Origin of the sequence: Neobacillus cucumis, assembly GCF_002860255.1 — a bacterium.
Lineage (GTDB): Bacteria > Bacillota > Bacilli > Bacillales > Cytobacillaceae > Neobacillus > Neobacillus cucumis_A.
Genome location: NZ_PGVE01000012.1, coordinates 1 through 25819 on the forward strand (window position 1 = coordinate 1; position 25819 = coordinate 25819).

At 37.2% G+C, this 25819-nt stretch carries 29 protein-coding genes and 1 other annotated feature; of the genes, 15 read left to right on the forward strand and 14 right to left on the reverse strand.

Features of this window, described 5'->3' with window-relative positions:
* Positions 1 to 80: 80 nt before the first annotated feature.
* The gene (locus tag CVD27_RS00900; protein ID WP_101646023.1) at positions 81 to 674 is read right to left on the reverse strand and encodes a YdeI/OmpD-associated family protein; all 594 of its coding nucleotides are present in this window, start codon (positions 672 to 674) and stop codon (positions 81 to 83) included.
* 157 nt (positions 675 to 831) lie between these two features.
* On the opposite strand from CVD27_RS00900, the gene bioB reads away from it, so the two are divergent.
* The 4 genes from bioB (at position 832) to CVD27_RS00915 (ending at position 4444) form a co-directional block, all read left to right on the forward strand.
* Positions 832 to 1824 (forward strand): biotin synthase BioB, encoded by a 993-nt coding sequence (gene bioB, locus CVD27_RS00905; protein WP_101646024.1) that lies wholly within the window; start codon positions 832 to 834, stop codon positions 1822 to 1824.
* Positions 1825 to 1979: 155 nt separating this feature from the next.
* Positions 1980 to 2813 (forward strand): hypothetical protein, encoded by an 834-nt coding sequence (locus CVD27_RS00910; RefSeq protein WP_101646025.1) that lies wholly within the window; start codon positions 1980 to 1982, stop codon positions 2811 to 2813.
* A 104-nt stretch (positions 2814 to 2917) separates the two neighbouring features.
* Entirely contained in the window at positions 2918 to 3058 is a 141-nt protein-coding gene (locus tag CVD27_RS27830) for a hypothetical protein (RefSeq protein ID WP_180960110.1), read from the forward strand.
* Positions 3059 to 3319: 261 nt separating this feature from the next.
* Positions 3320 to 4444, forward strand: coding sequence for an NADH-dependent flavin oxidoreductase (locus tag CVD27_RS00915; protein WP_101646026.1), 1125 nt, complete (start codon positions 3320 to 3322; stop codon positions 4442 to 4444).
* A 42-nt stretch (positions 4445 to 4486) separates the two neighbouring features.
* Here the strand turns inward: CVD27_RS00915 and CVD27_RS27835 are convergent, their stop codons facing one another.
* On the reverse strand, positions 4487 to 4642 hold the full coding sequence (locus CVD27_RS27835; RefSeq protein ID WP_180960111.1) for a hypothetical protein: 156 nt from the start codon (positions 4640 to 4642) through the stop codon (positions 4487 to 4489).
* 154 nt (positions 4643 to 4796) lie between these two features.
* Between CVD27_RS27835 and CVD27_RS00920 the strand changes: the two genes are divergently transcribed.
* The 5 genes from CVD27_RS00920 to CVD27_RS00940 all read left to right on the forward strand — a co-directional run bounded on the left by CVD27_RS00920 (position 4797) and on the right by CVD27_RS00940 (position 11328).
* Positions 4797 to 5672 carry a proline iminopeptidase-family hydrolase gene (locus tag CVD27_RS00920; RefSeq protein WP_101646027.1) on the forward strand — a complete coding sequence of 292 codons (876 nt, stop codon included), beginning with the start codon at positions 4797 to 4799 and terminating at the stop codon, positions 5670 to 5672.
* A 152-nt stretch (positions 5673 to 5824) separates the two neighbouring features.
* Positions 5825 to 7066, forward strand: coding sequence for an ATP-binding protein (locus tag CVD27_RS00925; RefSeq protein ID WP_101646028.1), 1242 nt, complete (start codon positions 5825 to 5827; stop codon positions 7064 to 7066).
* Positions 7067 to 7257: 191 nt separating this feature from the next.
* The gene (locus CVD27_RS00930) at positions 7258 to 8586 is read left to right on the forward strand and encodes an MDR family MFS transporter (RefSeq protein ID WP_101646029.1); all 1329 of its coding nucleotides are present in this window, start codon (positions 7258 to 7260) and stop codon (positions 8584 to 8586) included.
* A gap of 220 nt (positions 8587 to 8806) precedes the next feature.
* Positions 8807 to 9054, forward strand: a binding site (T-box leader).
* A 65-nt stretch (positions 9055 to 9119) separates the two neighbouring features.
* Complete coding sequence (gene ilvA / locus CVD27_RS00935) at positions 9120 to 10385, forward strand: threonine ammonia-lyase IlvA (RefSeq protein WP_101646030.1); 1266 nt, start codon at positions 9120 to 9122, stop codon at positions 10383 to 10385.
* 220 nt (positions 10386 to 10605) lie between these two features.
* Positions 10606 to 11328 carry a YebC/PmpR family DNA-binding transcriptional regulator gene (locus CVD27_RS00940; protein WP_101646031.1) on the forward strand — a complete coding sequence of 241 codons (723 nt, stop codon included), beginning with the start codon at positions 10606 to 10608 and terminating at the stop codon, positions 11326 to 11328.
* 219 nt (positions 11329 to 11547) lie between these two features.
* Here CVD27_RS00940 and CVD27_RS00945 read toward each other — a convergent pair whose 3' ends face one another.
* Complete coding sequence (locus tag CVD27_RS00945; protein ID WP_101646032.1) at positions 11548 to 11919, reverse strand: hypothetical protein; 372 nt, start codon at positions 11917 to 11919, stop codon at positions 11548 to 11550.
* 196 nt (positions 11920 to 12115) lie between these two features.
* On the opposite strand from CVD27_RS00945, the gene CVD27_RS00950 reads away from it, so the two are divergent.
* Together CVD27_RS00950 and CVD27_RS00955 are read left to right on the forward strand one after the other, a co-directional pair.
* The gene (locus CVD27_RS00950; protein ID WP_101646261.1) at positions 12116 to 12631 is read left to right on the forward strand and encodes a YbaK/EbsC family protein; all 516 of its coding nucleotides are present in this window, start codon (positions 12116 to 12118) and stop codon (positions 12629 to 12631) included.
* A gap of 115 nt (positions 12632 to 12746) precedes the next feature.
* Positions 12747 to 13076 carry a hypothetical protein gene (locus CVD27_RS00955; protein WP_101646033.1) on the forward strand — a complete coding sequence of 110 codons (330 nt, stop codon included), beginning with the start codon at positions 12747 to 12749 and terminating at the stop codon, positions 13074 to 13076.
* Between the two features lie 162 nt (positions 13077 to 13238).
* Here CVD27_RS00955 and CVD27_RS00960 read toward each other — a convergent pair whose 3' ends face one another.
* Positions 13239 to 13643 carry a hypothetical protein gene (locus tag CVD27_RS00960; RefSeq protein WP_101646034.1) on the reverse strand — a complete coding sequence of 135 codons (405 nt, stop codon included), beginning with the start codon at positions 13641 to 13643 and terminating at the stop codon, positions 13239 to 13241.
* 238 nt (positions 13644 to 13881) lie between these two features.
* On the opposite strand from CVD27_RS00960, the gene CVD27_RS00965 reads away from it, so the two are divergent.
* Together CVD27_RS00965 and CVD27_RS00970 are read left to right on the forward strand one after the other, a co-directional pair.
* Positions 13882 to 14280, forward strand: coding sequence for an SET domain-containing protein (locus CVD27_RS00965; protein ID WP_142384060.1), 399 nt, complete (start codon positions 13882 to 13884; stop codon positions 14278 to 14280).
* Between the two features lie 217 nt (positions 14281 to 14497).
* Entirely contained in the window at positions 14498 to 15028 is a 531-nt protein-coding gene (locus CVD27_RS00970) for a hypothetical protein (RefSeq protein ID WP_101646036.1), read from the forward strand.
* A gap of 887 nt (positions 15029 to 15915) precedes the next feature.
* On the opposite strand, the gene yyaC is transcribed toward CVD27_RS00970, so the two are convergent.
* The gene (gene yyaC / locus CVD27_RS00975; protein WP_101646037.1) at positions 15916 to 16518 is read right to left on the reverse strand and encodes a spore protease YyaC; all 603 of its coding nucleotides are present in this window, start codon (positions 16516 to 16518) and stop codon (positions 15916 to 15918) included.
* Between the two features lie 140 nt (positions 16519 to 16658).
* On the opposite strand from yyaC, the gene CVD27_RS00980 reads away from it, so the two are divergent.
* Positions 16659 to 17096, forward strand: coding sequence for a GNAT family N-acetyltransferase (locus CVD27_RS00980; RefSeq protein ID WP_101646038.1), 438 nt, complete (start codon positions 16659 to 16661; stop codon positions 17094 to 17096).
* Positions 17097 to 17161: 65 nt separating this feature from the next.
* On the opposite strand, the gene CVD27_RS00985 is transcribed toward CVD27_RS00980, so the two are convergent.
* The 8 genes from CVD27_RS00985 to treP form a co-directional block, all read right to left on the reverse strand.
* On the reverse strand, positions 17162 to 17380 hold the full coding sequence (locus tag CVD27_RS00985; RefSeq protein ID WP_374703029.1) for a hypothetical protein: 219 nt from the start codon (positions 17378 to 17380) through the stop codon (positions 17162 to 17164).
* A gap of 27 nt (positions 17381 to 17407) precedes the next feature.
* Positions 17408 to 17641, reverse strand: a complete 234-nt coding sequence (locus CVD27_RS00990; protein ID WP_101646040.1) for a hypothetical protein — start codon at positions 17639 to 17641, stop codon at positions 17408 to 17410.
* A gap of 30 nt (positions 17642 to 17671) precedes the next feature.
* Positions 17672 to 17911, reverse strand: coding sequence for a hypothetical protein (locus tag CVD27_RS00995; protein ID WP_101646041.1), 240 nt, complete (start codon positions 17909 to 17911; stop codon positions 17672 to 17674).
* A gap of 219 nt (positions 17912 to 18130) precedes the next feature.
* Positions 18131 to 18808 carry an SOS response-associated peptidase gene (locus tag CVD27_RS01000; protein WP_101646042.1) on the reverse strand — a complete coding sequence of 226 codons (678 nt, stop codon included), beginning with the start codon at positions 18806 to 18808 and terminating at the stop codon, positions 18131 to 18133.
* 62 nt (positions 18809 to 18870) lie between these two features.
* Complete coding sequence (locus CVD27_RS01005; protein WP_101646043.1) at positions 18871 to 20142, reverse strand: S-adenosylmethionine decarboxylase related protein; 1272 nt, start codon at positions 20140 to 20142, stop codon at positions 18871 to 18873.
* Positions 20143 to 20261: 119 nt separating this feature from the next.
* A complete protein-coding gene (gene treR / locus CVD27_RS01010) occupies positions 20262 to 20969 on the reverse strand; it encodes a trehalose operon repressor (protein ID WP_101646044.1) in 708 nt (235 codons plus the stop codon).
* A gap of 14 nt (positions 20970 to 20983) precedes the next feature.
* Positions 20984 to 22654, reverse strand: a complete 1671-nt coding sequence (gene treC, locus CVD27_RS01015; protein WP_101646045.1) for an alpha,alpha-phosphotrehalase — start codon at positions 22652 to 22654, stop codon at positions 20984 to 20986.
* Positions 22655 to 22735: 81 nt separating this feature from the next.
* Positions 22736 to 24160, reverse strand: a complete 1425-nt coding sequence (treP, locus tag CVD27_RS01020) for a PTS system trehalose-specific EIIBC component (RefSeq protein WP_101646046.1) — start codon at positions 24158 to 24160, stop codon at positions 22736 to 22738.
* Between the two features lie 574 nt (positions 24161 to 24734).
* Here treP and CVD27_RS01025 point away from each other — a divergent pair.
* Complete coding sequence (locus CVD27_RS01025; protein ID WP_101646263.1) at positions 24735 to 25274, forward strand: GNAT family N-acetyltransferase; 540 nt, start codon at positions 24735 to 24737, stop codon at positions 25272 to 25274.
* Here the strand turns inward: CVD27_RS01025 and CVD27_RS01030 are convergent.
* Positions 25266 to 25658 carry a thiol-disulfide oxidoreductase DCC family protein gene (locus CVD27_RS01030; protein WP_101646262.1) on the reverse strand — a complete coding sequence of 131 codons (393 nt, stop codon included), beginning with the start codon at positions 25656 to 25658 and terminating at the stop codon, positions 25266 to 25268. The two genes, CVD27_RS01025 and CVD27_RS01030, sit on opposite strands and share 9 nt — an antisense overlap.
* Positions 25659 to 25819 lie beyond the last annotated feature (161 nt).

The following is a 25819-nucleotide window of genomic DNA, read 5'->3' on the forward strand; positions in this document are numbered from 1 at the left end:
AGTAGGACGTTGCCAGGCAAGAAAAAACAGCCTAAAAAGGTTGTTTTTTTGTCTAAGACTATGTTTTAAATAAAAATGTACTAATCATTTAATCCCTTTCCATTGAGAATTTGCTGCATATATTTTTCAACCCTTGCCTCTCGAGTTCTGGATTGTTTGGGACCCGAAAAATAAAGAATGTATGCTCTTTGCCTTCCAGGCGTCAATGCTTCAAAAGCAGTTTTCAAGGAAGGGATCTCATCTAATTTTTTTTGAAATTCCTCAGGTATTATGTACTCAGTATTCTTTTTAAACTTAACTTCCAAACCTGCTTTTTCCACTTCAATGGCTTCATAAATATAACCTTTCAAAATGGTTTCCATTGCAACTATTTCTTGAACATTGGTGAACCGAATCTGGCGCGCTGCCTGTACATTCTCCGTTTGTTGAATTAGAATCCTATGGGTATCTTTTAACAAAGCACCTTTATGAAACAGAAGTGCACAATATTCTTTAAATCCATGTATTAAAACTACGTTTTTTTTCTCAAAGGTGTAACAAGGATGCATCCACTTAAATTCTTCGGTCAACTCACAGTCAAGAACGATATTTCTCAGCTTCTCATATTCTTCTTTCCACTTTTTAGCTTTACTTAAAAATTCATCAACCTTAGGATTCATTCTACTATCTGTCATCAAAAAACACCTCACTCGCTTAAATTTTACTATAAATATTTTTATTATACCAATAGTATTCCGTTGGATTGTTAACTTTTGCTAATTTATAGTTGACAATTTTATTTTTAACCTATTATTCTTAATTTATATTAATTTTTGAATGGATGGTGAAAATATGAACAGATGGAGTGAATTAGCACAATCGGTGATCAAAGGGGCAGAACTTTCTAAAGAAGAAGCTTTATGTATACTAAATGTACCAGATATAAAATTACTAGAGCTGTTACAAGGAGCTTACTTAATCCGGCATCACTATTATGGTAATAAAGTAAAGTTAAATATGATTATGAATACTAAATCTGGTTTGTGTCCTGAAAATTGTGGGTATTGTTCTCAATCAAGTGTTTCTACAGCACCAATCAAAAAATATCGAATGATGGATAAGGGTACAATTTTAAAGGGAGCAGAACAAGCTTATCATCTAAATGTTGGTACATATTGTATAGTGGCAAGCGGCAGAGGTCCAAGTAATAATGAAGTGGACCAAGTGGTGTCGGCAGTAAAGGAAATTAAGGATAAGTATAATTTAAAAGTTTGTGCTTGCCTAGGTATACTAAAACCGGAGCAAGCAGTAAAGTTAAAGGAAGCTGGTGTTGATCGCTACAATCATAATCTAAATACCTCAGAAAATCACCACGAAAATATCACCACTTCTCATTCTTATCAAGACAGAGTCAATACGGTTGAACTAATTAAGGAAGCAGGAATTTCTCCTTGCTCTGGTGTAATCGTCGGAATGAAGGAAACAAAAGAAGATCTTGTAGAAATGGCCTTTAGTTTAAAAGCCATTGATGCTGATTCTATTCCTGTCAATTTCCTGCATGCAATAGACGGAACACCTCTGGAGGGTACAAAGGAGTTAAATCCACGTTATTGTTTAAAAGTACTAGCGCTCATGCGATTTGTAAATCCAACCAAGGAAATTCGCATATCTGGAGGTCGTGAGGTTAATTTACGAAGCCTTCAGCCTCTAGGTTTGTATGCTGCAAATTCCATTTTTGTTGGGGATTACTTAACTACTTCTGGGCAAGAGAGCACGGCAGACCATCAGATGTTAGAGGATTTAGGATTTGAAATCGATTTTGTATCAGAAACTGTTCAAGCATAAGCAAAAACTACTTATTTTCCATTACCCAAAAGACAATCCATGATGATTGTCTTTTTTTGACTGCTCGGAATCATGATAGTATGTTTTAATTCTATGTGGTTATATAATGGAGCTAGTTACTTTCAGAAGAAACAACTACCGAGAGGAATTACAGAATGAATACCCTATTATCTTTTTTACACATCCTGCTTATAAGTTTTTTAGAAATGTTGTATTTAGTGGGTGTAATTATAGTTATTGGTTTGATCTTAGGAGCACTTGAACGCATTTCAAATTCATATTTAATCAGAGCCTTTGGACCAAAAGGAGTAATGGTGACAGCTTGGATAGGAACACCCATTCATGAAATCGGACATCTTCTTCAATGTTTTATTTGGGGACATCGGGTTTCGAGGGTCAAACTATTGCAATTCAACCATCCGGCCGGCATTCTAGGGTATGTAGAGCACCACTATAATCCCAATAGTATATACCAGCAAATTGGTAACTTTTTCATTGGGCTTGGCCCGATATTTAGTGGCATCGGCTCATTGATATTAGGTATGTATCTACTTGTGCCGCAATCTTACTATACTTTTAAAACCCAAGTGGAAAATAGGATTAAATTAGAGCAGCTCGATCTGACCGTTCTTAAAACGATAGTTGAATCTGCTTCTGTTATTTGTAAAAGTCTTTTTACATTTGAAAATTTAATCAATCCACTTTTTTGGTTATTTTTAATCATTGCCTTTAGTATTTCTTCACATATTGCTCTAAGTAGAGCGGATATTAAAGGATCAGCCAGAGGGTTAACTATGATTTTTTTCGCTATATTCTTGTTTAATATTCTGGCTAACGTGCTAAATTGGGATACTTATCAAACGGTTGTAAAACTTGCTGGCTATAATGCCTATCTCCTTGCTTTTTCAAGTATTGCTATACTGTTTTCATTTTTGACTCTAATTATTAGTGTTGTTCTTTTTAACATAAAAAGGCAATTTATAAATTAGAATTACAGTCGAAAAAACAGATCACGAACTAATTGATGATTATTTTTTTTAAAGGACAGCAAAATAAGAGAGGGGGAAATGTCTAAACGAAGGAGGATAAATTTATGTCAAAGGATAAGCAAACACCTTCACCAGAGGTTGACCAAAAGAAACTTTTAAATGATAAAGTGGAAAAAGCACGCCAAAACAATTTTGAGGATGATCATGTTCGAAGAGTAACTCCAAATGGTGCCCAAGGCCAATAAAACATGTACTTAAGTTGAAGCAGAATGTCATTTTCATTGATATTCTGCTTTTTTATGGCAGAGAAAATATAGAATGGTTCCTATACATAATCGGTAAACTAAACCTTGTTGACTTTTCTAAAAAGAAGGGGAATTAGAGGACGGAAAATAAAAAGTCTCAGTGATGGCTGCTTTTGGTTATTGTAAGGAAGATCCAAAACGTCCTAAGACACGAAAAGAACTTAACAAAATAGTTAGATGGGTCAAATAGGAGGGTTATTAATGAATTCAAAATATGCACCATTTTTCGAGTCGTTTACATTTCCTAGCGGAGTAGAAGTTAAGAACCGTATTGTTATGGCACCGATGACAAATTTTTCATCCAATCCTGATGGAACGGTCACGGATGCAGAGGTCAAATATTACGCAAGACGTTCAGGCGGAGTGGGGATGGTGGTTACCGCATGTACCTACGTAACAGCTAATGGAAAAGGGTTTCAAGGAGAATTTGGCGGTGACCGTGATGAGCTAATCCCTAGTTTGCAGCAGTTAGCTTCTGGTATCAAAGAACAAGGGGCGAAAGCTGTTTTACAAATCTTTCATGGCGGAAGAGAATGTCCGCCTGAATTAGTGCCAAACGGCGAAATAGTAAGTGCAAGTGCGGTTCCTTCTGAAGGAAAAGGGAAAACAGTTCCGAGAGAATTAACGGATCAGGAAATTGAGGCGATTATCCGTGATTTTGGTGAGACAACTCGCCGTGCGATTGAAGCTGGTTATGATGGAGTCGAAATTCATGGGGCCAATGGCTACTTAATTCAGCAATTTTTCTCCCCTCATTCCAACAGACGTGAGGATAGGTGGGGAGGAAGTATTGAAAAGCGGCTTACGTTCCCATTAGCGGTAGTAGATGAAGTAAAAAAGGCGGTGGCGGAACATGCCAAGGGTCCTTTTATCATTGGGTATCGTTTTTCACCAGAGGAACCAGAAACGCCAGGTATTACGATGGCGGATACATTAGTTTTGATTGATGCACTTGCAGGGAAAAATCTAGATTATCTCCATGTGTCTTTACAGGAATTCTGGTCTAAACCAAGACGTGGGGTTGAGGACTCTCGGGCAAGAATTGAAATCATACAAGAACGCGTTGGTGACAAAGTACCAATAATCGGTGTGGGTTCTCTTTACACCGCTGATGATGTACTTAAAGCTATCCACACGGGTGTACCATTCATTGCTATGGGACGTGAATTGATTATTGATCCTGATTGGGTTCAAAAGGTAAAAGAAGGCCGTGAAGATGAAATTATAACTAAAATTGATAAAAGTAAACAACAGCAGCTAGTGGTACCAGATCCACTTTGGCAGGCGATCATTCACTCGCCGGGCTGGTTCCCGGGGGTAGAGTAAACAAAGCATCCCATTTTTGGGATGCTTTTAAAAATTTCATCGTTAAGAGTATTGATTACCTTTATCTGTTGTTTCATTATCATTACTATCAATCATTTGTCTAACGTCCTGTGCAATTTTATCAAACGTTTGATTAACTCTATTCATAATGTCATCATTGTTTGTTGTACCAACGTTTGGATTTTCCTTTTTTTCCATTTTTTCACCTCCATTTTTATCGTTTGTCAAAATTCCATCATTTATTACAAAGTTATAAGTACTACTTTCAAGTTGATAAAAGGAATTTTTAAAGAAATGGTAGAATAGTAAGGAAAAGATAGAGAAAGAAAAACATTTGCAGGGAGAGGTTAGTATGTATCAAGAGGGTCTTATTGAGGTAACAGGAGGAAGAGTGTGGTATCAAAAATTTGATGAACATGGAAAGGGAACACCTGTCATTGTATTACATGGCGGACCTGGATCCTCTTGTTTTTCGTTACAGGGATTGAAAGAACTCGCTGTTGATCGTCCCGTTATTTTATATGATCAATTAGGATGTGGACGTTCTGATCGGCCAACAGATAAGAGTTTATGGAAAATTGAAAGATTTGTTGAGGAATTAGGCCAAGTTCGCGACGCACTCCACCTTGATGAGGTACATATCCTTGGGCATTCCTGGGGAACGACACTTGCTGCTGCCTACGCATTAACAAATCCGAAAGGGATAAAAAGCATTATCTTCTCTAGTCCATGTCTTAGTGCACCATTATGGGAACAAGATCAAAAGCGGAACCTCAAAATGCTTCCACTCAATATACAAGAGACGATAAAACGCTGTGAAGTAAATGGGACCACCGATTCTGAAGAGTTTGAAGCAGCGATCGAGGTGTTTAGTAAGCATTTTGTCAACCGCATGGAAGAGAAACCTAAGTGGCTTGAACAAAGGCCAGCAGAATATCGTAATTCTGAAATTTACAATATTATGTGGGGGCCTTCCGAATTTACTATCCTTGGTAATTTGAAGGAATTTGACTGTACTCAACAGTTAAAGAGTATTACTTGCCCAACTTTGTATACATGCGGTCGATATGATGAAGCAACACCTGAAACGACTGAGTATTATAGTCGTCTCACACCCAACTCTAAATTTCATGTATTTGAAAAAAGTGCCCATATGGCCTATATTGAGGAAACAGAAGAGTATATAAACGTAATGGGTCAATTTTTAAATTCAGTCGAACGTATTTAATAGGATCTTTAGCAGCTTGAGAATGCAAGCTGTTGTTTTATTATCGATAAAAAAATTTGAAATATAAAGGCGAATATTAGAGGATAAAGTTGTTTTTTAGCGAATATACTCCTTTAGAACTATATTTTTTTATAAAACTATGAGGGTAAAAAATGAAAAGAACAGGCCAATTCATTCTGGTTTCAATATCTATCCTTTTTACGCTTTATCAAAAGCTTACCGGTCAACATGATTTCTTCAACATAGACTTTTTCATTTTTACAACGATCGCTTGGATTGTTGGATGGCAATATGATAAAGCCCGTTTCTTTGAAAAAAAAGCTCGTGCGAGTGAGGAGAGCTATAAGAAGCTAATCGATTCTCTGCCTCAACCAGTCTATATCACGGAAGATCATCGCTTACTCTATGCCAATCATGCGGCTGTTAGTTTGGCAGGGTATGACAAGAAGGAAGAAATTATTGGAAAGTACATATTTGATTTTATTGTTCCAGAGTACAAAGACCGGTTATTGGAAAGATTTAAACTAATCAAAAAAGAAAAAAGCCCTGTCAATACCATTGAGTATAAAGCAAGAAGGGTTGATGGATCGACGTTTTTTTTCGAAGTAACCTCCCTATATATTGATTTTGGTGATAAAGAGGCAATTTTATCGATTGGGAAAGATATTACGGATAGAAAAGAACAAACAGAGCGTCTTCTTCAGAAATCTGAAAAGCTGGCCCTTTTGGGTCAAATGGCTGCAGGAATTGCTCATGAAATCCGCAATCCGCTCACTTCCATTAGAGGGTTTATCCAACTATTTAAGGCTAACCAACAAAAAGACGAATACTTTGATATTGTCCTATCAGAACTTGACCGTATCAACTCCATTGTTGGTGAATTTCTTGTCCTTGCAAAACCATCGGCTGCTGTTTATACAGAACGGGATATAAAAGTGTTAATCAATGATGTAGTGATTTTAATTGGAACTCAAACCATTTTAAATAATATAGAAATTTCTCTAGAGTTTGATAATGATCTTCCAATGGTCAGCTGTGAAGAGAATCAATTAAAACAGGTTTTTCTTAATCTTTTTAAAAATGCAATTGAAGCCATGCCTCATGGTGGAAATATTGATGTAAAAGTAAGAAAAAAGCGAGAAGGACAAATTTCGATTCGGATAAGTGATGAGGGTGTTGGGATTCCAAATGAAAGAATTACTACACTAGGGGAACCGTTTTACACCACAAAGGAGAAAGGAACAGGACTTGGTCTGATGACTTGCTATAAAATTATCGAAAGTCATCAAGGGATCTTAAATATTCAAAGTAAGATAAATGAAGGGACAACAATCGAGATTATCTTGCCCTCCATCTCACAAACATTATTAAAGATTGACCCAATCCAAGTTTAGAAAATTGTAATGGAAAATCATATGAAAATATCTAGTCAACCGATTAATAAAATAATCTGATTAGGCCTCAACCATTATGTTGAGGCTATTAAATTTTAAGGATTTTTTTCTAATTTAAAACATATTTTGCTATAATGGTAGATGCGCCAATTTTTTATTTGTTAAAAAAAGGTAGAAAATAGGGGGATTTTATGAATAGAAATAAATATGTTTTTTGGGGACTAGTGATTACAACCCTCATTTCAGCGCTGGATGCAAATATTATGCAAACAGCAAGCCCCACCATTGTGAAGCAGCTTGGTGGAATGGAGTTATTTGCTTGGGTTTTCTCCGTTTATATGCTGGCGAGTACGATAACTGTGCCGCTTTATGGGAAGCTTTCGGATATGTACGGCCGAAAGAAACTTTTAATGATTTCGGTCGGTTTATTTACCATTGGGTCTATCCTTTGCGGTATGGCTAATTCTATGGTTATGCTGATTGTTTTTAGAGGTATTCAGGGCCTTGGTGCTGGTGGAATGATTCCACTATCTATGATTATTGTAGGTGATTTATTTACGATTGAAAGACGCGGGAAAATACAAGCTGTTTTTAGCAGTATATGGGCAATTTCTTCCGTGGTTGGTCCTATCTTAGGCTCTTTTTTTGTTGAAACTTTAACATGGAGATGGATTTTCTTTATTAATATTCCGATTGGGATTGCCACGGTTCTGTGCTTGATTCCTTACAAGGAAAGCACAGAATTTAGGAAAACGCATATCGACTATAAGGGGTTCTTTTTATTTGGGATTTCCATTTCTCTTTTACTATTGGCCACGAATGTTAGGAATCCACTTTGGTACCTTGTAATAGGGTTAGTTGGTATGCTAGTTTTTGTTTTGGTAGAGAGAAAAGAGAAACAGCCATTTCTTCCAGTTTCCCTTTTTAAAAATAAGGGAATCCTTCGCACCAATCTTTTTATGTTATTTTACTGTTTATCCTTTTTCGGTACTTCGAATTTCATTCCGTTGTTTTTACAAGAAGGCAATCATATGAGTATTTATAAAAGCGGATTGATTCTCTTAAGTATTGCGGTCGGCTGGATGTTTGGGAGTACGCCGGCAGGGAAGTGGATTATTCGGTTTGGTTACAAATTGTTATTTATTATTGGGAGCTTTATGACGGCTATCTCGGGTCTAATGCTTTATTTATTCATTAATGATATTTCGTATTTAGTATTGTTCTTAATATTAGCAGTGCAGGGGGTAGCGTTTGGTTTATTGTTTGCGGTCGGTACAATTGCGTCGCAAGAGTTTGCTGAAGCACATATTAAGGGAATGTCGACGTCTCTTCAGATTTTTCTGCGAAATATCGGGACCTCAGTTGGTGTTACCATTATGGGTTTGATTATTAACCATGCTGTTAGTATCAGTGTTGGTATGAAAAATGTGTTTTTGTATGCCTTTGTTCTTAGCTTGGTGACAGTGGGGATTAGTTTTATCATTCCTGCTAAGACTACTGTGAAAGTAAGTGAAAAGTAAATAGGTTTCATTTGAATGGTTCGGTTACGTGATTGTGACCGAACCATTCATTTTTTTGCCAATTAACAGATAGATTCAAAGAGAGTTAAATCTAACACGATAATTCTGTAATTGTCGGCTATTCCCAATGTAAGCGCTTTAAAGTTAACAAAATAGTTAAAATAGTCAAAAAACATTGACAGATTTTTTTTTCGGTGGTAACCTTATCTAAAATCTTACATACGAATTGATGACGAGAAGAGTAGGGTAAGTTCTTTGTTCATAGAGAGTCGACAGTTGGTGGGAGTCGATAACAGGACTATCTGAAGATCATCTCCGAGATGTATAGCTGAACCATTAGTAAGCTATACCGGAATGTCCACCGTTACCTTGGAACACGTACAATTGTTTGTACGGTGATCGAGAGCCGCTAGCCACAAAATTAGGCAGCGGAAGTAGGGTGGTATCGCGAGTTCACTCGTCCCTATAACCAGGGGGCGGGTTTTTTGTTGTCCAAAAACAAATATGTACTAAAATACAGGAGGAAGTAAAGTATGAGTCAACAAGTAGATAAAAAAGCATTTAATGTGGAGGACATCATCATTGCCAGTCATACCATCAAGGATGTGATTTCACCGACTCCACTTCAATACAACCACTTATTATCAGAAAGATATGGCTGTCATGTCTACTTAAAGAGAGAAGATATGCAAAGTGTTCGTTCTTTTAAAATCCGCGGAGCCTATAACAGGATTAAAAAACTAAATGAGGATGAACTTAAGAACGGGATCATCTGCGCTAGTGCTGGTAACCATGCACAAGGTGTTGCTTATTCCTGCCACTTGCTAAAGATTAACGGAAAAATCTTTATGCCAAGTACTACACCAAAACAAAAGGTTAACCAAGTAAAATTCTGGGGCAAAGACAGTGTAGAAATTGTCCTAGTCGGTGATACATTTGATGATGCTTACGAAAAGGCAAGAGAGTGCAGCGTAGAAGAAAACCGTACCTTTATCCATCCTTTCGATGATTTCGATGTTATTGCAGGCCAAGGGACGGTAGCAGTTGAGCTGCTCACAGACTGTCCGGAAAAAATTGATTATCTATTCGCAGCCATTGGCGGCGGTGGTCTTGTGGCCGGATGCGGCACTTACATGAAACATTTTTCACCTCAGACTCAATTAATCGGGGTTGAGCCACAAGGTGCACCTGGGATGAAGGAATCCATCTTGAAGGGTGAGGTTACTTCATTAAAGGAAATCGATCCATTCGTTGATGGAGCAGCTGTTAAAACGGTAGGGTCTAAAACCTTCGAAATCTGTAAAGAACTTGTTGACGATATCGTGGTTGTCCCAGAAGGGAAAGTTTGTACGACTCTATTATCGCTTTATAATGAAAATGCCATTGTTGTCGAACCTACAGGAGCACTTTCAGTAGCAGCTTTAGACACCTACGCTGAACAAATTAAGGGTAAAACCGTGGTCTGCGTTGTCAGCGGCGGGAACAATGATATTGGCAGGATGCAGGAAATCAAAGAACGGTCAAAGCTCTATGAAGGCCTTCAGCATTACTTCATTGTTCAATTTCCACAGCGTCCAGGTGCCTTACGCGAATTCCTATTTGATGTGTTAGGACCAAATGATGATATCAGCCATTTTGAATACACCAAGAAAAATAATCGCGAAACCGGTCCAGCCTTAGTAGGAATTGAATTAAAGGATAAAGAAGATTACTATCCACTAATTGAACGAATCAAGGCAAAAGGATTTTTACACAGGGAAGTCAATAAAGACAGCACATTATTCCAAATGCTAGTCTAATTTTGAAAGACCATTCATTCGCTGGATGGTCTTTTTTAGGTTTTTAGATGCAAGGATACTTAACAAATGGAACATTTAATGTATAATATTATTTGTGCATGAAGACAGCTATGTTTTCTAGTCAGTATAAATTGTATGAACTTCAAAATAGTTATAGTGAAAAAGTGCTTTTTTCATTATAAGCATTTTGTAAGATTCAATTGGAAAGAGAGTGTTCAGAATGGGACGTAAATGGAACAATATTAAAGAAAAAAAGGCTTCTAAGGATGCCAATACGAGCCGAATATACGCAAAATTTGGCGTTGAAATTTATGTAGCAGCACGTAGTGGTGAACCAAATCCAGAGTCGAACCAAGCGTTAAAATTTGTCCTAGAACGTGCTAAGACTTACAATGTGCCAAGGCATATCATTGACCGTGCTATTGATAAAGCTAAAGGTGGTTCTGAAGAAAGCTATACAGAACTTCGTTATGAGGGCTTCGGACCTAACGGATCAATGGTCATTGTTGATGCCCTAACAAATAACGTTAACCGTACTGCTGCAGACGTTCGTGCTGCTTTTGGAAAAAACGGCGGGAACATGGGTGTGAGCGGTTCTGTTGCTTATATGTTTGACGCAACTGCTGTTATCGGGGTTGAAGGAAAATCTTCTGATGATGTACTTGAACTTTTAATGGAAGCAGATGTAGATGTCCGTGACATCATAGAAGAAGAGGATGAGCAAGTGATTGTTTATGCTGAGCCAGATCAATTCCACGCTGTACAGGAAGCCTTCAAGCAAGCTGGGATTACTGAATTTACTGTAGCAGAATTAACAATGCTACCACAAAACGAAATTACCCTTGATGGTGACTCATTAGCGAAATTCGAAAAAATGATCGATGTATTAGAAGATTTAGAAGATGTTCAGCGAGTTTACCATAATGTAGATCTTGGTGAATAGATTCAACATTTTGGCATTGATAGCAGATTAATTAGCAGACATTGACTACTTACACAAGAAACTGTCATTTACAGTGCAAATCGATAAACTCACTTTTGTATGAGATATTCAAACAAAAGTGGGTTTTTTTATTAAAGAAAAATAAAAAACCAGATATCATATAGACATCCGGTCTTTCTGCAGCCAATACTTCTTTTCTACCTAGCATTAGAAAAATAGTTATTTAATATCAAAATTATTTAACTGATTAAAAGTAGATTTAATTTTACCGTTGTCAGAGGAAAGTTGTTTAATCTTAGTACTAAGAATTCTTTGTGTCGACAGACGTTCAGCAAGCGCTGGGAAAACATATCCTACATAATCATCAACGATTTTACAATGTGGATTGTTTGGTAAGTGTATAGTGAAACGACATGAAACGGTTACTACTATTTCATCTAGACTCTCATATGGCGGGGAAATTGATATGATTTTGAATTTATCTCTAAACTTATTTTTTATGCTTTTTATTCTATATGTCGTTTCTTTTTTGTAATCTTGGATTTGTACTGGTTTGTAAATAAAATCAATTATACCTTCAGCTTTGACCATGTTGCACCTCACGACGATTCTTCAATCATTATATCATTTTTTTTAATAATACTTGTCAAAAAAAAGACCTTTGATCAAATAATCAAAGGCAAAATAGGTGCTTAGTGGTCTAGGCTAAGCCCAATGGGAGGTCTAAACTTCGAAGAAGCCGTATGTTATTATTTTAATAATGTAAATGGAGGAAAGGATGATACATATGTCATTAGAGAGTGTAAAAAAACATTTCGAACAGTGGAATCGCCAGCAGGATGTAATGGAATTTGAAACATCCAGTGCAACGGTGGACCAAGCAGCAGAAACAATTGGTGTAAGTCCCGCACGAATAGCCAAGACCTTATCTTTTCGGGGCTCTGAGGAAAAGGCTATTTTGATTGTTGCCGCTGGAGATGCAAAGATTGATAATAAGAAATTTCGTCAATATTTTGGCTATAAAGCTCGTATGCTGTCCCCTGATGAGGTGCTTGAGCAAACAGGGCATGCCATCGGCGGAGTTTGTCCGTTTGGTTTAAAAAATGACCTTGAAGTTTACCTAGATGTCTCTATGCAGCGATTCGAAACGGTCTTCCCAGCATGCGGAAGCACAAACTCTGCTATTGAGTTAACGAAGGAAGAGTTATGTCAGTATTCTTTTGCCAAGGAATGGGTTGATGTTTGTAAAGGATGGGGAGAGAACGAAGAGACGCTAGATGCCAATCAACAAGTAGAGGTTTAAAAAGTCTATCTAAAATGAGTTTTTATTAATATTTAACCTTAGTGATTAATATACTTACAGTGTTTTTATTTTGAATTTTTCAATTAGGATCATCATAGGAAGAAGGAATCGTGTGATGAAATTCAAAATATACCGCTGTAATTGCCGGAAAACCTGGTCAATCCAAAACAGAAAGTCGAAAGTCAATGCGGGTACACTTCTCCTAAATGCCAGTTGGAAGGCTGAATTAAAGCCGGAACGGAAGAGTAATCCAAAAGGATTCGTTACGACAAATGGAGATACAGGGATTATTTTCAATCCAGATAGTCAATTGGTGGAGCAATTTATCAAGGTAAAGAAGTTAATTTATGACAAAAACAAGGTTGATTTCAATGTGAAACAAGGCGAATGTCTATACTTTGCCGAAGATGGTACTTGTTATATTCTAAAAAAAGGCCACAAGTGAAGGCTTATTTCGAAATAAGGAAGGGCTTTGAAAAAAATCCAAGCCCTTGTTTTACTTTAACTTTCTCTTCACCAATTCCCCCGCATCACTACTGCTGATAACCCAGGATGTGCGACAGCTCTATTACAAAAATCCACAAATAATTGTGAGTTTTGGCATTTTTTATCTGGGAGTGATTGGTTTCACCGAAATAGCAGGGGAGTAACTGGTTATCACACAGCCCTCTAAGTGAGTTTGTGTTAATAATCCTAAATCCAGGGCAGCCTTAATTTTCGTATCATCTGGTCTTCTTATAACTTCAATAAGATCGTTCATTTGCAATTCTTCCAGTCTTTTAACTGTTTCTTTTTCCTTATATTTCTCTGTTTTCCGAATTTGTCTTTGGAGCTTAAACCCGCTAACCGAAATTTCCCCTTTTTGCCGGGTACCAACTAAGTTATTAAAATAGCTTTGAAATGCATCTTTTAATTGATTCATTTCAAGTTCAATTTCTTTTTTCGTTTTATTAAGTTCGTAATACCTAAGCAACATCTCGCCTGTTATATGAGTGTCATTGTTGTTTATCATGCTCCTGCCTCCCATACGAACGTATATTCTATAATATGTCATGACTGCAAAGAATATTACCCTTTCAGCCAATCATACAAGATCCTAAAAGGTAAGTACGGAAAACAAGATTAACACTAAGCGAAGCTGCTAATTGGTGACAGGCACCATTTACAGCAAAAATTATTTGCTTTCTTGTCTCTAGTCTGGCAAGCTTATTAATGAAATCTTTTATAGAAAGAGCTTATAGGTGATTAACATGATTGAAGTAAAAACATCAAAACTTAGTGATGGGGAATTGAATAGAGGGGTCTTTGCTACCTGTGATATCTCTAAAGGGGAGCTGATTCATCAAGCGCCAGTTATTCCCTATCCGAATGCAGAACACGTGCATATAGAAAAAACGTTATTGGCCGATTATGCATTTGAATACGGAAAGAATCATACTGCACTACTTTTGGGATATGGAATGTTATTCAACCATTCCTACCAGCCCAATGCTACTTATGAAATCAACTTTCCAAACCACACATTTGATTTTTATGCGTACCGGGATATTAAAGCAGGGGAAGAAATCCTGATTAACTACAATGGTGATGTGGATGATGATGAACCACTTTGGTTTGATAAAGAGAAGGAAGACTCAGATAAAAAATAATCATTTTTTATTGAGCGGAATTTACTTTAATATTCAAGAAAAGCAAGGGGCAATGTAGTTTTCCTGAATTCAATTAAAGGTATCCGATTAGAAAACAATCAAGCTGTCTACTGCTGACAATCCCTAGTAGTTTGAGAAAACTAAGACATCTGCCTATGCCTTTTTATCGTTTGAACATATTCTAGACTGAAACCTAAATAAAGGAGAGATGCTCGAAATGATGGGATCAGGTGGATTTCCAGGTATGGGCGGCGGTATGAGTATGGGAGGATACCCAGGAATGGGTGGAATGGGAACAGGCGGTATGGGTGGTTATGGAGGATTCCCAGGGCATGGCTGGCATCATGGCTGGGGGGGAGGATTCCCAGGGCACGGCTGGCATCACGGCTGGGGTGATGGCATGGGGGGATTTCCTGGGCACGGCGGTATGAGCGGAATGCCTGGAATGGGCGGAATGCCTAGTATGGGCGGAATGCCTGGAATGGGCGGAATGCCTGGAATGGGCGGAATGCCTGGAATGGGCGGAATGCCTGGAATGGGCGGAATGCCTGGAATGGGTGGAATGCCTGGAATGGGTGGAATGCCTGGGATGGGCGGAATGCCTGGAATGGGCGGAATGCCTGGTACGAGTGGTATGCCTGGAATGGGCGGAATGCCTGGTACCGGCGGAATGCCTGGTACGAGTGGTATGCCTGGTATGAGCGGTATGCCTAGTACGAGCGGTTTACCTACTTTGAGTGGTATGTAATTACTTTACACATAAAAAGGAATGTCTTAAAAAAGCCTTGTTTCATCCTAACGGGTTCCGTTAACTATCGCAAACATTAAAAATGTAATGTAAAATGACCTTCAAATTATATGGTAATTTGGGGGTCTGTTTTTGTTGATTTAAAGGGATTTCGATAATTATTTTGGGAGAATTTGTAGTGCAATTTGTATATTAAATATGTGGATACAATAGCCAGTGTACCGCAGCAAAATACACAACATTTTTACTTACAAATGGATATACAGAAAACATTGTTTTTTTAATTTAAGGGAAGGCACTGTTATAACTGAATGTTGACTTCACTGTGTATAAAAAATAAACGGTAAAATTCCGGCTAAATTGGGAAATACCCATATTTCCTTAAAAATAAGGGGAGTTTTTCCGTTTATATTTTCCAAATCTATGAATTTTGTGTTATTTAGAGCAGTTAATCGGAATATCTCCGCTTAGATCCGCTTCTTAAGCTTCCCCTATGTACATTAGCAGGAAAATCTCCGCCTATGAATTCTCATACCTTCACGAAATCGATACAGAGAAGGCGGATATGGTTTGCAAACTTCGTCATTCGCAATCCGAAGAATTAGCAATTAAAAGCAAAATAGCAAGGGTATAAACCCTTGCTATTTCTAATGTTTTTTAATCTCTCTAGCCTTACAAATTTTCTTACATTTTATAATGCTAAAAGGATTCCATTTTGGATTGCATTTTCCTGTGCAAATGGACGTTTTGAAATAGGAAACGAAACCCGTTAGTTTTAGCCCAAGGTTTTTTTCCAGTTTATTTATTGAGTTTTGGGAACATTAAGCTGCCAGGAAACACTGAATAGATCCCGGACCTAGCCAAACCTTCACTGATCGGCAGCATCACTAGATAACTTGCATTATAGGATAGTCAGACGGGTAATGAAAGAATTGCCTCACTGCCAGGGATATACCTCTCGCAATATTAGTAGCCATTGTATAAATTAGATGCAGGCTCGTATATAATAGAGAGCTTCCTAAGACCGCATCATTCGTATGAACCACGCCCATGACACTACAATCACCAATGGGAGGCAGGTTTTGTCCAAGACCTAATCCCGGTTGCAGCGGACCGCGGCGTAAAACGATGGAATTAACAAAATCGAGTGAGCCTAACACACTATCAATAGAAATCACAAAACTATTCTTAGGAAAAGAAAATCTAGAAATTTCAGGTACGATGGTAGTTGCATCCATTGGGTATTCCAGGTTTCCCATTACCGTTAAATGATCAGGAAAGGAATTACGCAAGAGAGTTCCAACAAATGGTCCCAAGCTGTCACCACTTATGACATTTGAACCAATTCCGACTACATAAATACGCTTGGTTCCTTCAGGGATAAGTGAATATAGGGTGTTACGAATAAATAGAGGTGCTAGTCGATCATTGAATGGAATTACTTTTTCAAAATACTTTGATTCGCCTTTATTATACTGTTTATTTCTCATTACTGTAACACCTCACAAAGATGGCTTTCCACATCAATATTCTTCATCCTTACAATATAATCCTTCCTAGAAAAATAAAAATCTATTAATAGGAAAATATTGTTATAATATATATAGTAAACACACAAGGGGGACATACTATGTTAATCCAAAAAGCTACTTTACATGAACTTGAGCCATTAGCAGAGTTATTTGACTTGTACAGGTTGTTTTACAAGCAGGAATCGAATTTAGAGGGCGCTAAACAATTTTTAAAGGAAAGAATCAGTAACGATGAATCCGTTGCATTTATTGCCTTAGACGGAGATCAGCCGTTGGGGTTTGTTCAACTTTATCCATCGTTTTCTAGTGTAAGCATGAAACGTTCTTGGGTTTTAAATGATTTGTACGTGAAAAAGGAAGCCAGGGGACGAGGTGTTGGCGAGAAATTAATGAAAACGGCCATTGAATTTGTTAAAGATAAGAAAGCTAAGGGTCTATTTTTAGAAACAGCAGAAGATAACTATAACGCCCAAAGGCTCTATGAAAAACTAGGTTTTGAAAAAGAATCCAATTATTTCTATTACTATTCAATCTAAACGGAAACCTAAACCACTAAAACCCCCAAATCCAAAAAGGAAAAAGGGGGTTTTAGTGCTGCTATTTATAGAATACTATTTTTCACAGTTGAACTGTCCATCAAATCATTATCGAGCAAGAATGAAATAGGGATAAGCATTGGGGCAATATCGCCATTTTGTTCACCATAGCCTTGATTTCGTTTGTAGGAAATAAATATATCGGTCATTTGATTGGGTCCCATGTTGAGGACGGATCCATGGTCCAATACATTAACTTTTATACCGCCGAGATTGACGTTCATGGGTGCGAAAATCAACCGTATTCCCCCTTATATCAAACTGTTTTTGGCGGTATTGCTGTCGGTTACGTCAGTATCTACAACATACGATATCGGGATGTTAACAGGGGATAAGTCACCATTTTGTTCTCCAACCCCCTGATTTCTTTTATAAGAGAGCAACTGATCAACAAATTGGTTTGGCCCTAGATTTACATAGGAGGAATTATCCACTGTATTTACTTTGAAGCCTATAAAATTAATAGCCATTGGGGCGATATTCAAGTAAATCACTCCTTTTCACAAGCTGGTGTTTCATTCTAAAGGACAGTTTACTTTCATACTCGTTGAATCAATTACATCATCGTCCTGTATTAAATGAATCGGAATAACTGTTCCGGTTTCATCGGCAATTTGTTGGCCAAAACCTTGATTCTTTTTTCCGACAACATTTACTCCTTTTAAAAAGGCTGATCCTAAAGAAATGCCACTTTTGTGATCCGGACTATTAATCTTCACATCTCCAATATTTACATTTGTTGGGATAAAAAACATACTTTATCCTCCCTCCTAAGGAAACCCATTACTGTATCTTTAAATATATTCGTAAAAAGGGGGAGTAAGAACAATTTGTTAAAAGACAAAAAAAAGAAAGTGGGTCTGCCACTTTCGAAAGAAGGAAAACTTTTATGGGTTAGTACAGCATATGTTGGTGCTTGTACGTGCATGTAGTGAACATGTCCATTTTAAAAAAATATTTTCAAAAAATAGGCTTTAGCAAATTTGTTGTATAAGCTCAATTGAATTATTTTTAGGCGAATTGACCAAGCTGGAAACCTCATAGGTGTCCATCAATTTTTCATCAAAAGGAACAAGCAAGGATTTCAACAAATTTATATCTGCCATTTCTGGGTTAAGCCACGTGGACTCATCTTCACGTGTTAAGATAACCGGCATACGATCATGAATATCTTTCATTAATTCATTCGGTTGCGTTGTAATCACCGAACAAGAATAAAGCATTTTTCCGTCTGGGGATTTATATCCTTCCCAGAGCCCGGCCATAGCAAATAATTCATTGGATTTTAACTTAATCCGCATAGGGGTTTTTGCTTTATCGCTATGACGTTTCCATTCATAAAAACTGTCGGCGATGACTAAACAACGTTTTTTCTTAAAGGCATTACGGAAACTTGGTTTCTCCGTAATGGTTTCGGCTCTGGCATTAATCATTTTGTTACCAATTGAAATGTCATTTGCCCACGGAGGCACAAGGCCCCATTTTAAAAAGCCCATTCGGTTGGATGTTCCATTATTGATTACAGCAAGAACCAACTGTGAGGGGGCAATATTATAACTTGGAGCGTACATTTCTTCATCTAAAAAGGATTGGATATCGAAACGGTCCATAATTTCATCAATGGTTGCTGATAATGTGAAACGGCCGCACATTCTATCACCTCGTGGTTCATGTTACGTCCATTGTAACAAATTGTTTGTTCCAAATTCAAAATCTAACGCATTCGAATTTTTTTCACTCGGTCCAGTAATAATCCATCCGTTTGAGGGTTCTCACCAATCACAAAGTCGGTCATATAGTAAGAAAGATATTGTCCATAGTTGTTATTTGTATTTAATAAAAGCTCGTCCACATAATACACTCCATTAGGTATTGAATCATTAAGTAATACGGCCATGGCAGCATATACCCCGCAGGCAGCCTGAAAATAGGTGGCGTTGGTTTTATATCTGGTAAATATGAAATCATTAGATAACACATGATACATATATCTCTCTTTATCCGGATAAACGAGAAGTACTCCTACTAAATCCTCTCCATCAAGGAGTGAATCAAGAGGGTCCAATACTTTCTTCTGTAAATCCCATATTTTATCTGAATCATCCAGGTGATTTCGAATCAATTCTGTGGTGTGATCATTTATTTTATAAATGAATCCTCCTTCCATATCAAACTGCTTACAGAGGGTATAAACTTCTTCATGCGGCATTAAACAGCCATGAAACTGCTTGTCCCCTAATGTGACCTTGAATTCTAACTCATACACATGTTCAAAAAAATAGAGGGGGCTCTTATTTTTCATAAACATCGGATAACTAAGGATAGCTTCATCTAAGAAACATTCAGGAGACCAACTTGAATAAACTACATTTTCTTTGGCTTTTTTTAAATCTTTATAAAAAGAAGTATCATGTTCAACTATAAAACAGGCCAGAGGCTTTTCATCAGGATATGATTTCATTAACTGAATGGCCATCCACTGGACAACTCCTGGGTTCATTCCGGAACAGACAATCGCTTTTACGTTCGAATAATCATCTTTATATTTTTCAAAATAGCGAAGCCGTTCTATTAAGGGGAATCCTTCATATTCGTCTTCATGGTCATCAATATAGTTATTTTCAAGTGCTGTATTGACATAATAAACACCAAGTTGATTACAGCAATCCAACATTTCAACAGTATCAGCACAAGAAACATCTAGAACAATCGAAGTATTTGATTTTTTTAAATGGTTTCGGAATGCAATGGTGTCCTTTAGGTCTAATTGATGGAGTTGGATTTGGTTCAATAGATTGGGGCAGATGTTTCGGTAATAGTCTAGTGGTCTCTGTTTGTAATCGATTAAGTGGAAGGCACAATCATAAATCTTTTGATAGATAGGATCCTTCTGATCTGTTATCGCTTTATTTAAGATCGAGAGAAGGGATTTTGCCACACCGCCTGAACTTCCCAAGATGGTAATAACAAGTTTACTTTGGTTCATCTCATCACCTCCCATTTTTAAGATTCATAATAGAATATGCAAAGCTAATGGGGGAGGGTTGGACAACCAAACCAAAATTTCGCATGAAAAAAGGAGCCTCGAAAGGCCCCTAAATTGAATTATCTTCTTGCGAAATCAACAAAACGAAATTTATCAGGACGGTGCCTCGATTCTGTATATTGAAACAGAGCAGCATCATCTAAATAGACATAGTTTTTAATCACCACCACATTATGAAAGCCTTCAAGATCAAGGAGTGAACGATCTTCAGGGGTTGGTTCGACCACGACTATTTCCTTTTTTGCAAAGCTGATGGTCAGCTTTAGTTCATTTTCAATATACTCATAAATGGAATCAGCACAGATTTCTTCCGTTAGGGAAGGAACTTTACTGCTAGATAAATAATCTTTATCTAAAATAATTTTCTCTCCGCCCATTTCCCTCGTACGGACTACCTTCCAAACAAGTTCTTTACTTCCCAGCTGTAACTGCTGGCGAATATATCCATCCGGTTTGATTAAAGATAGTTCATTAACACTGGTCTTTGGTTTACTGCCCATTTTACTGGCAAGCTCCTTAAAACTAACCAATCCGCTGACAGGAAAGTCAAACTTACTGATGTCGATGACTATAGAACCTTTTCCTCTAACTTTTTGAATATAGCCGTTTTGTGAGAGCAGATTTAATGCCTTTCTAATCGTTTCCCTCGAGGTTTCATATTGATCTTTCAACTCATTTTCAGAGGGCAGAAGGGTTTGTGCAGGAATTTCTCCATTTTTAATTTGCTCGACTATTGCTTCATAAATAGTTAGGTACTTGTTTGTCATAATGACATCTCCGATCATTTTTTCAAGTGATACGCAATGGACTCATATGGACGCAGCACGATTTCCTCGGCTGGTTGTGCAGGAGAGTCCTCATAATTAGAGATTAACATCTCACATTGATAGTCATCAACATTTAAGTGAGAGGGAAGAGGAAGTCTCTTTTCTTTACTGTAAAAATTGCTTATAACAACTAATTTTTCTGAACCGCAGTTTCTAATAAATGCAAAAATCTCTGGATCTTGTGCTAATATCCATTCGAAGTCACCTTCAGTAATCACATCAACCTCTTTACGTAATTGAATAAGCTTTTGATAATGATAAAAGATGGAATCTGCGTCTTCAAGCGCAGTTTCGGCATTTATTTCTTTATAATTTGCAGATGTAGCAATCCATGGAGTCCCACAAGTAAACCCGGCGTTCACACTAGGATCCCACTGTACTGGTGTTCTAGAATTGTCACGTGATTTTTGCTTCAAGATTTCAATAATTTCTTGTTCGTTCATGCCTCTATTTTTCAAAATTTGGAACATATTTAATGACTCGACATCACGATACTCGTCTATTGAGTTGAAATTTGGATTGGTCATACCAAACTCTTCGCCTTGATAAATATAAGGAGTTCCCTGCATAAGATGCAGCGTTGTAGCCAGCATTTTTGCTGATTCCTTATGGTAATTTACTTCATCACCGAAGCGTGAAACGGCTCTTGGCTGGTCGTGATTACACCAGAAGAGGGCATTCCATCCTCCGCCTTCGTTCATTTCGACTTGCCAATTTGATAGGATTTCTTTCAATGCTTGAAAATCAAAATCCGCTTTTGTCCATTTGTCCCCATTTGGATAATCCACTTTTAGGTGATGGAAGCTGAAGGTCATATTTAATTCCTCTTGGTCGGGATTCGTATAACGAATACAATTATCGATGGATGTAGAGGACATTTCTCCAACCGTCATAATATCGTATTTCGAAAATACTTGTTCATTCATTTCATGTAAAAATTCGTGTATTCTGGGACCATCCGTATAAAATTTACGGCCGTCACTGTCATCCTGAGGGAATTGCTGGTCTTTAGAGATTAAATTGATGACATCCAAACGGAAACCATCAACGCCTTTTTTTAACCAAAAGTGCATCATCTCATATAGTGCCTCACGTAATTTTTCATTTTCCCAGTTTAAATCCGCTTGTGTCACATCAAATAAATGAAGATAGTACTGACCAGTTATTTCATCATATGCCCACGCTGATCCGCCGAATTTTGATTCCCAATTGGTTGGCGGCTCTCCATTTTTCCCATCTTTCCAGATATAAAAATCACGGTAAGGATTATCCCTCGACGATCTCGCTTGCTTAAACCATTCATGCTCAGTTGAAGTATGGTTAATTACGATATCCATAATAATCTTCATACCGCGCTTATGGGCTTCTGCAACCAATAAATCAAAATCTTCCATTGTTCCGTAATCTTCGTGAATAGAGTAGTAATCACTAATATCATAACCGTTATCCCGCTGTGGAGACTTATAGATTGGCGTTAACCAAAGGACGTCCACACCAAGCTTTTTCAAATAATCTAGCTTTTTGATAATACCTTGAAGATCTCCTGTCCCATTTCCAGTCGTATCATTAAAGCTCTTAGGATATATCTGATATACGACTGCTTTTTTCCACCATTCTGTTGCCATGAAAAAAACACCTGCCTAGTTAATTGATTAGTCTAATGTGGAAAAGGAGGGAGATGGTCTCCCTCCTAGATGGAGTGATAATTATTTGCTTAACTTTGACTTATTCAAACCAGTTTTTGCAAAGATTGAAGTTAGGATGAATGGAACTACAATGGCAATTACCATACATACTGCAAACACAGCCATATGTTTTGGCTGGATGGAAAGGATACCAGGTATACCTCCAACACCGATTGAGTTTGCCATTACACCGCTTGCAACCGATACAACACCTGCAATCATGGAACCAATCATCGCAGCTAGGAATGGGAAGCCATATTTTAAGTTAATACCAAACATTGCTGGTTCTGTTACACCAAGATAACAAGAAATGGTTGCTGGTATAGATACTTGTTTTTCTTCTTCATTTTTACGGTTAATAAAGATCATCGCAAGAACGGCTGAACCTTGAGCAATGTTTGATAGAGCGATCATTGGCCATAGGTTTGTTCCGCCAAATTGGCTTACTAATTGAAGGTCAATCGCATTTGTCATATGGTGTAAACCAGTGATAACTAGTGGAGCGTATGCGAAACCAAATACAGCCGCAAATAACCAGCCGAAGGATGAAGTTAAGCTAGAATAAACCACGTGAGAGATTCCAGCGCCAATCTTCCAGCCGATAGGGCCTAAAATCGTGTGTGCAATTAATACAGTTGGAACTAATGCTAAAAAAGGAACTACAATCATTGAGATAGAGTTTGGAACGATTTTACGCAATCTTGTTTCTAAGAAACCTAATACTAATCCAGCTAAAATGGCCGGAATAACTTGTGCTTGATAACCAATCATTTTAATGTGGGCAAATCCAAAATCCCATGTTGGAATTTCCTTTGCTCCTGCTACTGCATAAGCATTTAATAATTGCGGAGAAACCAGCGTGATACCAAGAACAATACCAAGAATTTGAGAAGCACCCATTTTCTTTGCTACAGACCAGGTGATTCCGACTGGAAGGAAGTGAAAGATCGCTTCACCAATCAGCCATAAGAAGGAGTGAACACCTGCCCAAAATTGAGAAACTTCAATAATGGTCTTCGTTCCATTATCTAATAATTTAATGTCACCGATTACATTTCGGAAACCAAGAATTAAACCTCCGACTACTAGGGCAGGGATTAATGGAGTGAAAATTTCAGCTAAATGGCCCATCATTCGTTGAATCCAGTTTTGATTTTGCTTAGCAGCTTTTTTGGCTTCCTCTTTTGAAGTTCCATCAACGCCAGCAATTTGTACAAATTCATTATAGAAACTAGGGACTTCATTACCGATGATCACTTGGAATTGACCTGCTTGGGTAAATGTACCTTTTACAAGTTTGATGGATTCAATTTCTTTTACGTTTGCTTTACTTGGATCATTTAAAACAAAACGCATCCTTGTTACACAGTGGGTAACGGCTGCAATATTTTCTTTACCGCCAATGTGTTTAAGTAACTCTTTCGAAGGATCTGTATACTTCGTCATTTCTCTTCCCCCTAAAAATGGCATAGGACCATTTTTCTTTTTATTAATTTAACCTAATACATACAGAATTTGTGTACGGTTTCAAAAGTCAAACCATCTTGTATATACAAGTTTTGTCTACGGTTTCATTTTATCTTGTATATACATGTATGTCAACAAATAAAAGTTAAGTTTTTTAAAATAATATTAATGTCTTAAATGCTTTTTTATTATGGAGGTTTAATGAGTAAAACATGCTCTTTAGACCTATTTATATAATTCAGAACAAATAGATGGGGGACTTTTATAATATTTTAATATAAGTCTTAAGAATTACTTTCCCACTTTACAGTAATAAACCATTGATTGAAGATTCCGAAAATGGTAAAATGAACTTGTTTAAATTCTTCTGAGTTTAGACCTCCTAATTGTGAGAGCTTAGCCTAGACCACTAAGTTCTCGGTTTGGCCTTTGATTATTTCAAAGGTCCTTTTTTTGTGTGCCTAGCTAAACTCAATAATCGTTTGTTACTATAGACTAAGATAAATGGCATATCTAAAATCACATAAGTAAGGGGACTTTGACATTGGAATTTATGACGTTTGATGAATGGGATGACCAATTATGGGATCAGATAAGTCCTATTTATTACCAGGCATTTGCCGATAAAGGAGCAAAACCTGAAAAAATAATCCGCAATATGTTTCGTAAACAGCTTTGTTTTTTACACATCGGGCTTGTCGATGGAAAGGTTGCAGCTATGGCATTAACAGGAAAATTGAAAAAAGTAGATTCCTTACTGATTGATTATTTGGCAGTGGAGCAAACCTATAGAGGGAGTGGTTTGGGTCTTCAGATGATCAAGTGCATTGAGGAGTGGGCTGTGACTTCTGGAAGCTATAATCATTTGATCATAGAAGTAGAGGCGGAAGAAACTACGGAGAACCTTGCAAGGATTGCCTTCTGGAAAAAATGCGGTTTTACCTTAACAGATTACATTCACCAATATATCTGGGTACCAGAGCCTTATCAGGCTATGTATAAAAATTTACAACTTGAAGAGGAAATATCCAGTGATGGAAGGACTCTTTTTAACTATATTGGAAAATTTCATAAGAAATCTTTTCTATTCTAAAAATCTGCTTTTCCACTTAGGAGAGGGGAGCCAACAACTTTCGTTTTTTCCAAACCACTTATACCGGTTTACAGCGATGAAATTATAGATGGGATCCCTTACTAAAGGGGGAACGACTAATAGAATTGATAGCCACTTCCAAGGTCCATTTAAATTCTTACAGACTTTGAGAGCAGCAGTTGATCGTAGAGATAATTTATCACCTTCAATTAAAACAAAGCTGTTAACATCCTTCTTTATACCGTGTTTCTCTAACAATGATTGACCTGTTTTCCCTTGAAGTGAGGTAAACTTAAAAATCCCTTTAGGATCTCTTTTTAAAATAAATTGAACACTGCTATTGCAGAGATTACATTCTCCGTCAAATAAAATAATCCCCTTCATTGCTACACCAACTTTAATTTGAGTTATTACTAACATAACATATCACTTAATTGTTATCATAGTTACTTTTTATTGAAAGTATTTCTTGCCGTTTGCTGTTTTCCTAATTATAGTCAAAATAACCAGGAATAAAATGACAAGTTTATTATTTTAATAGATTA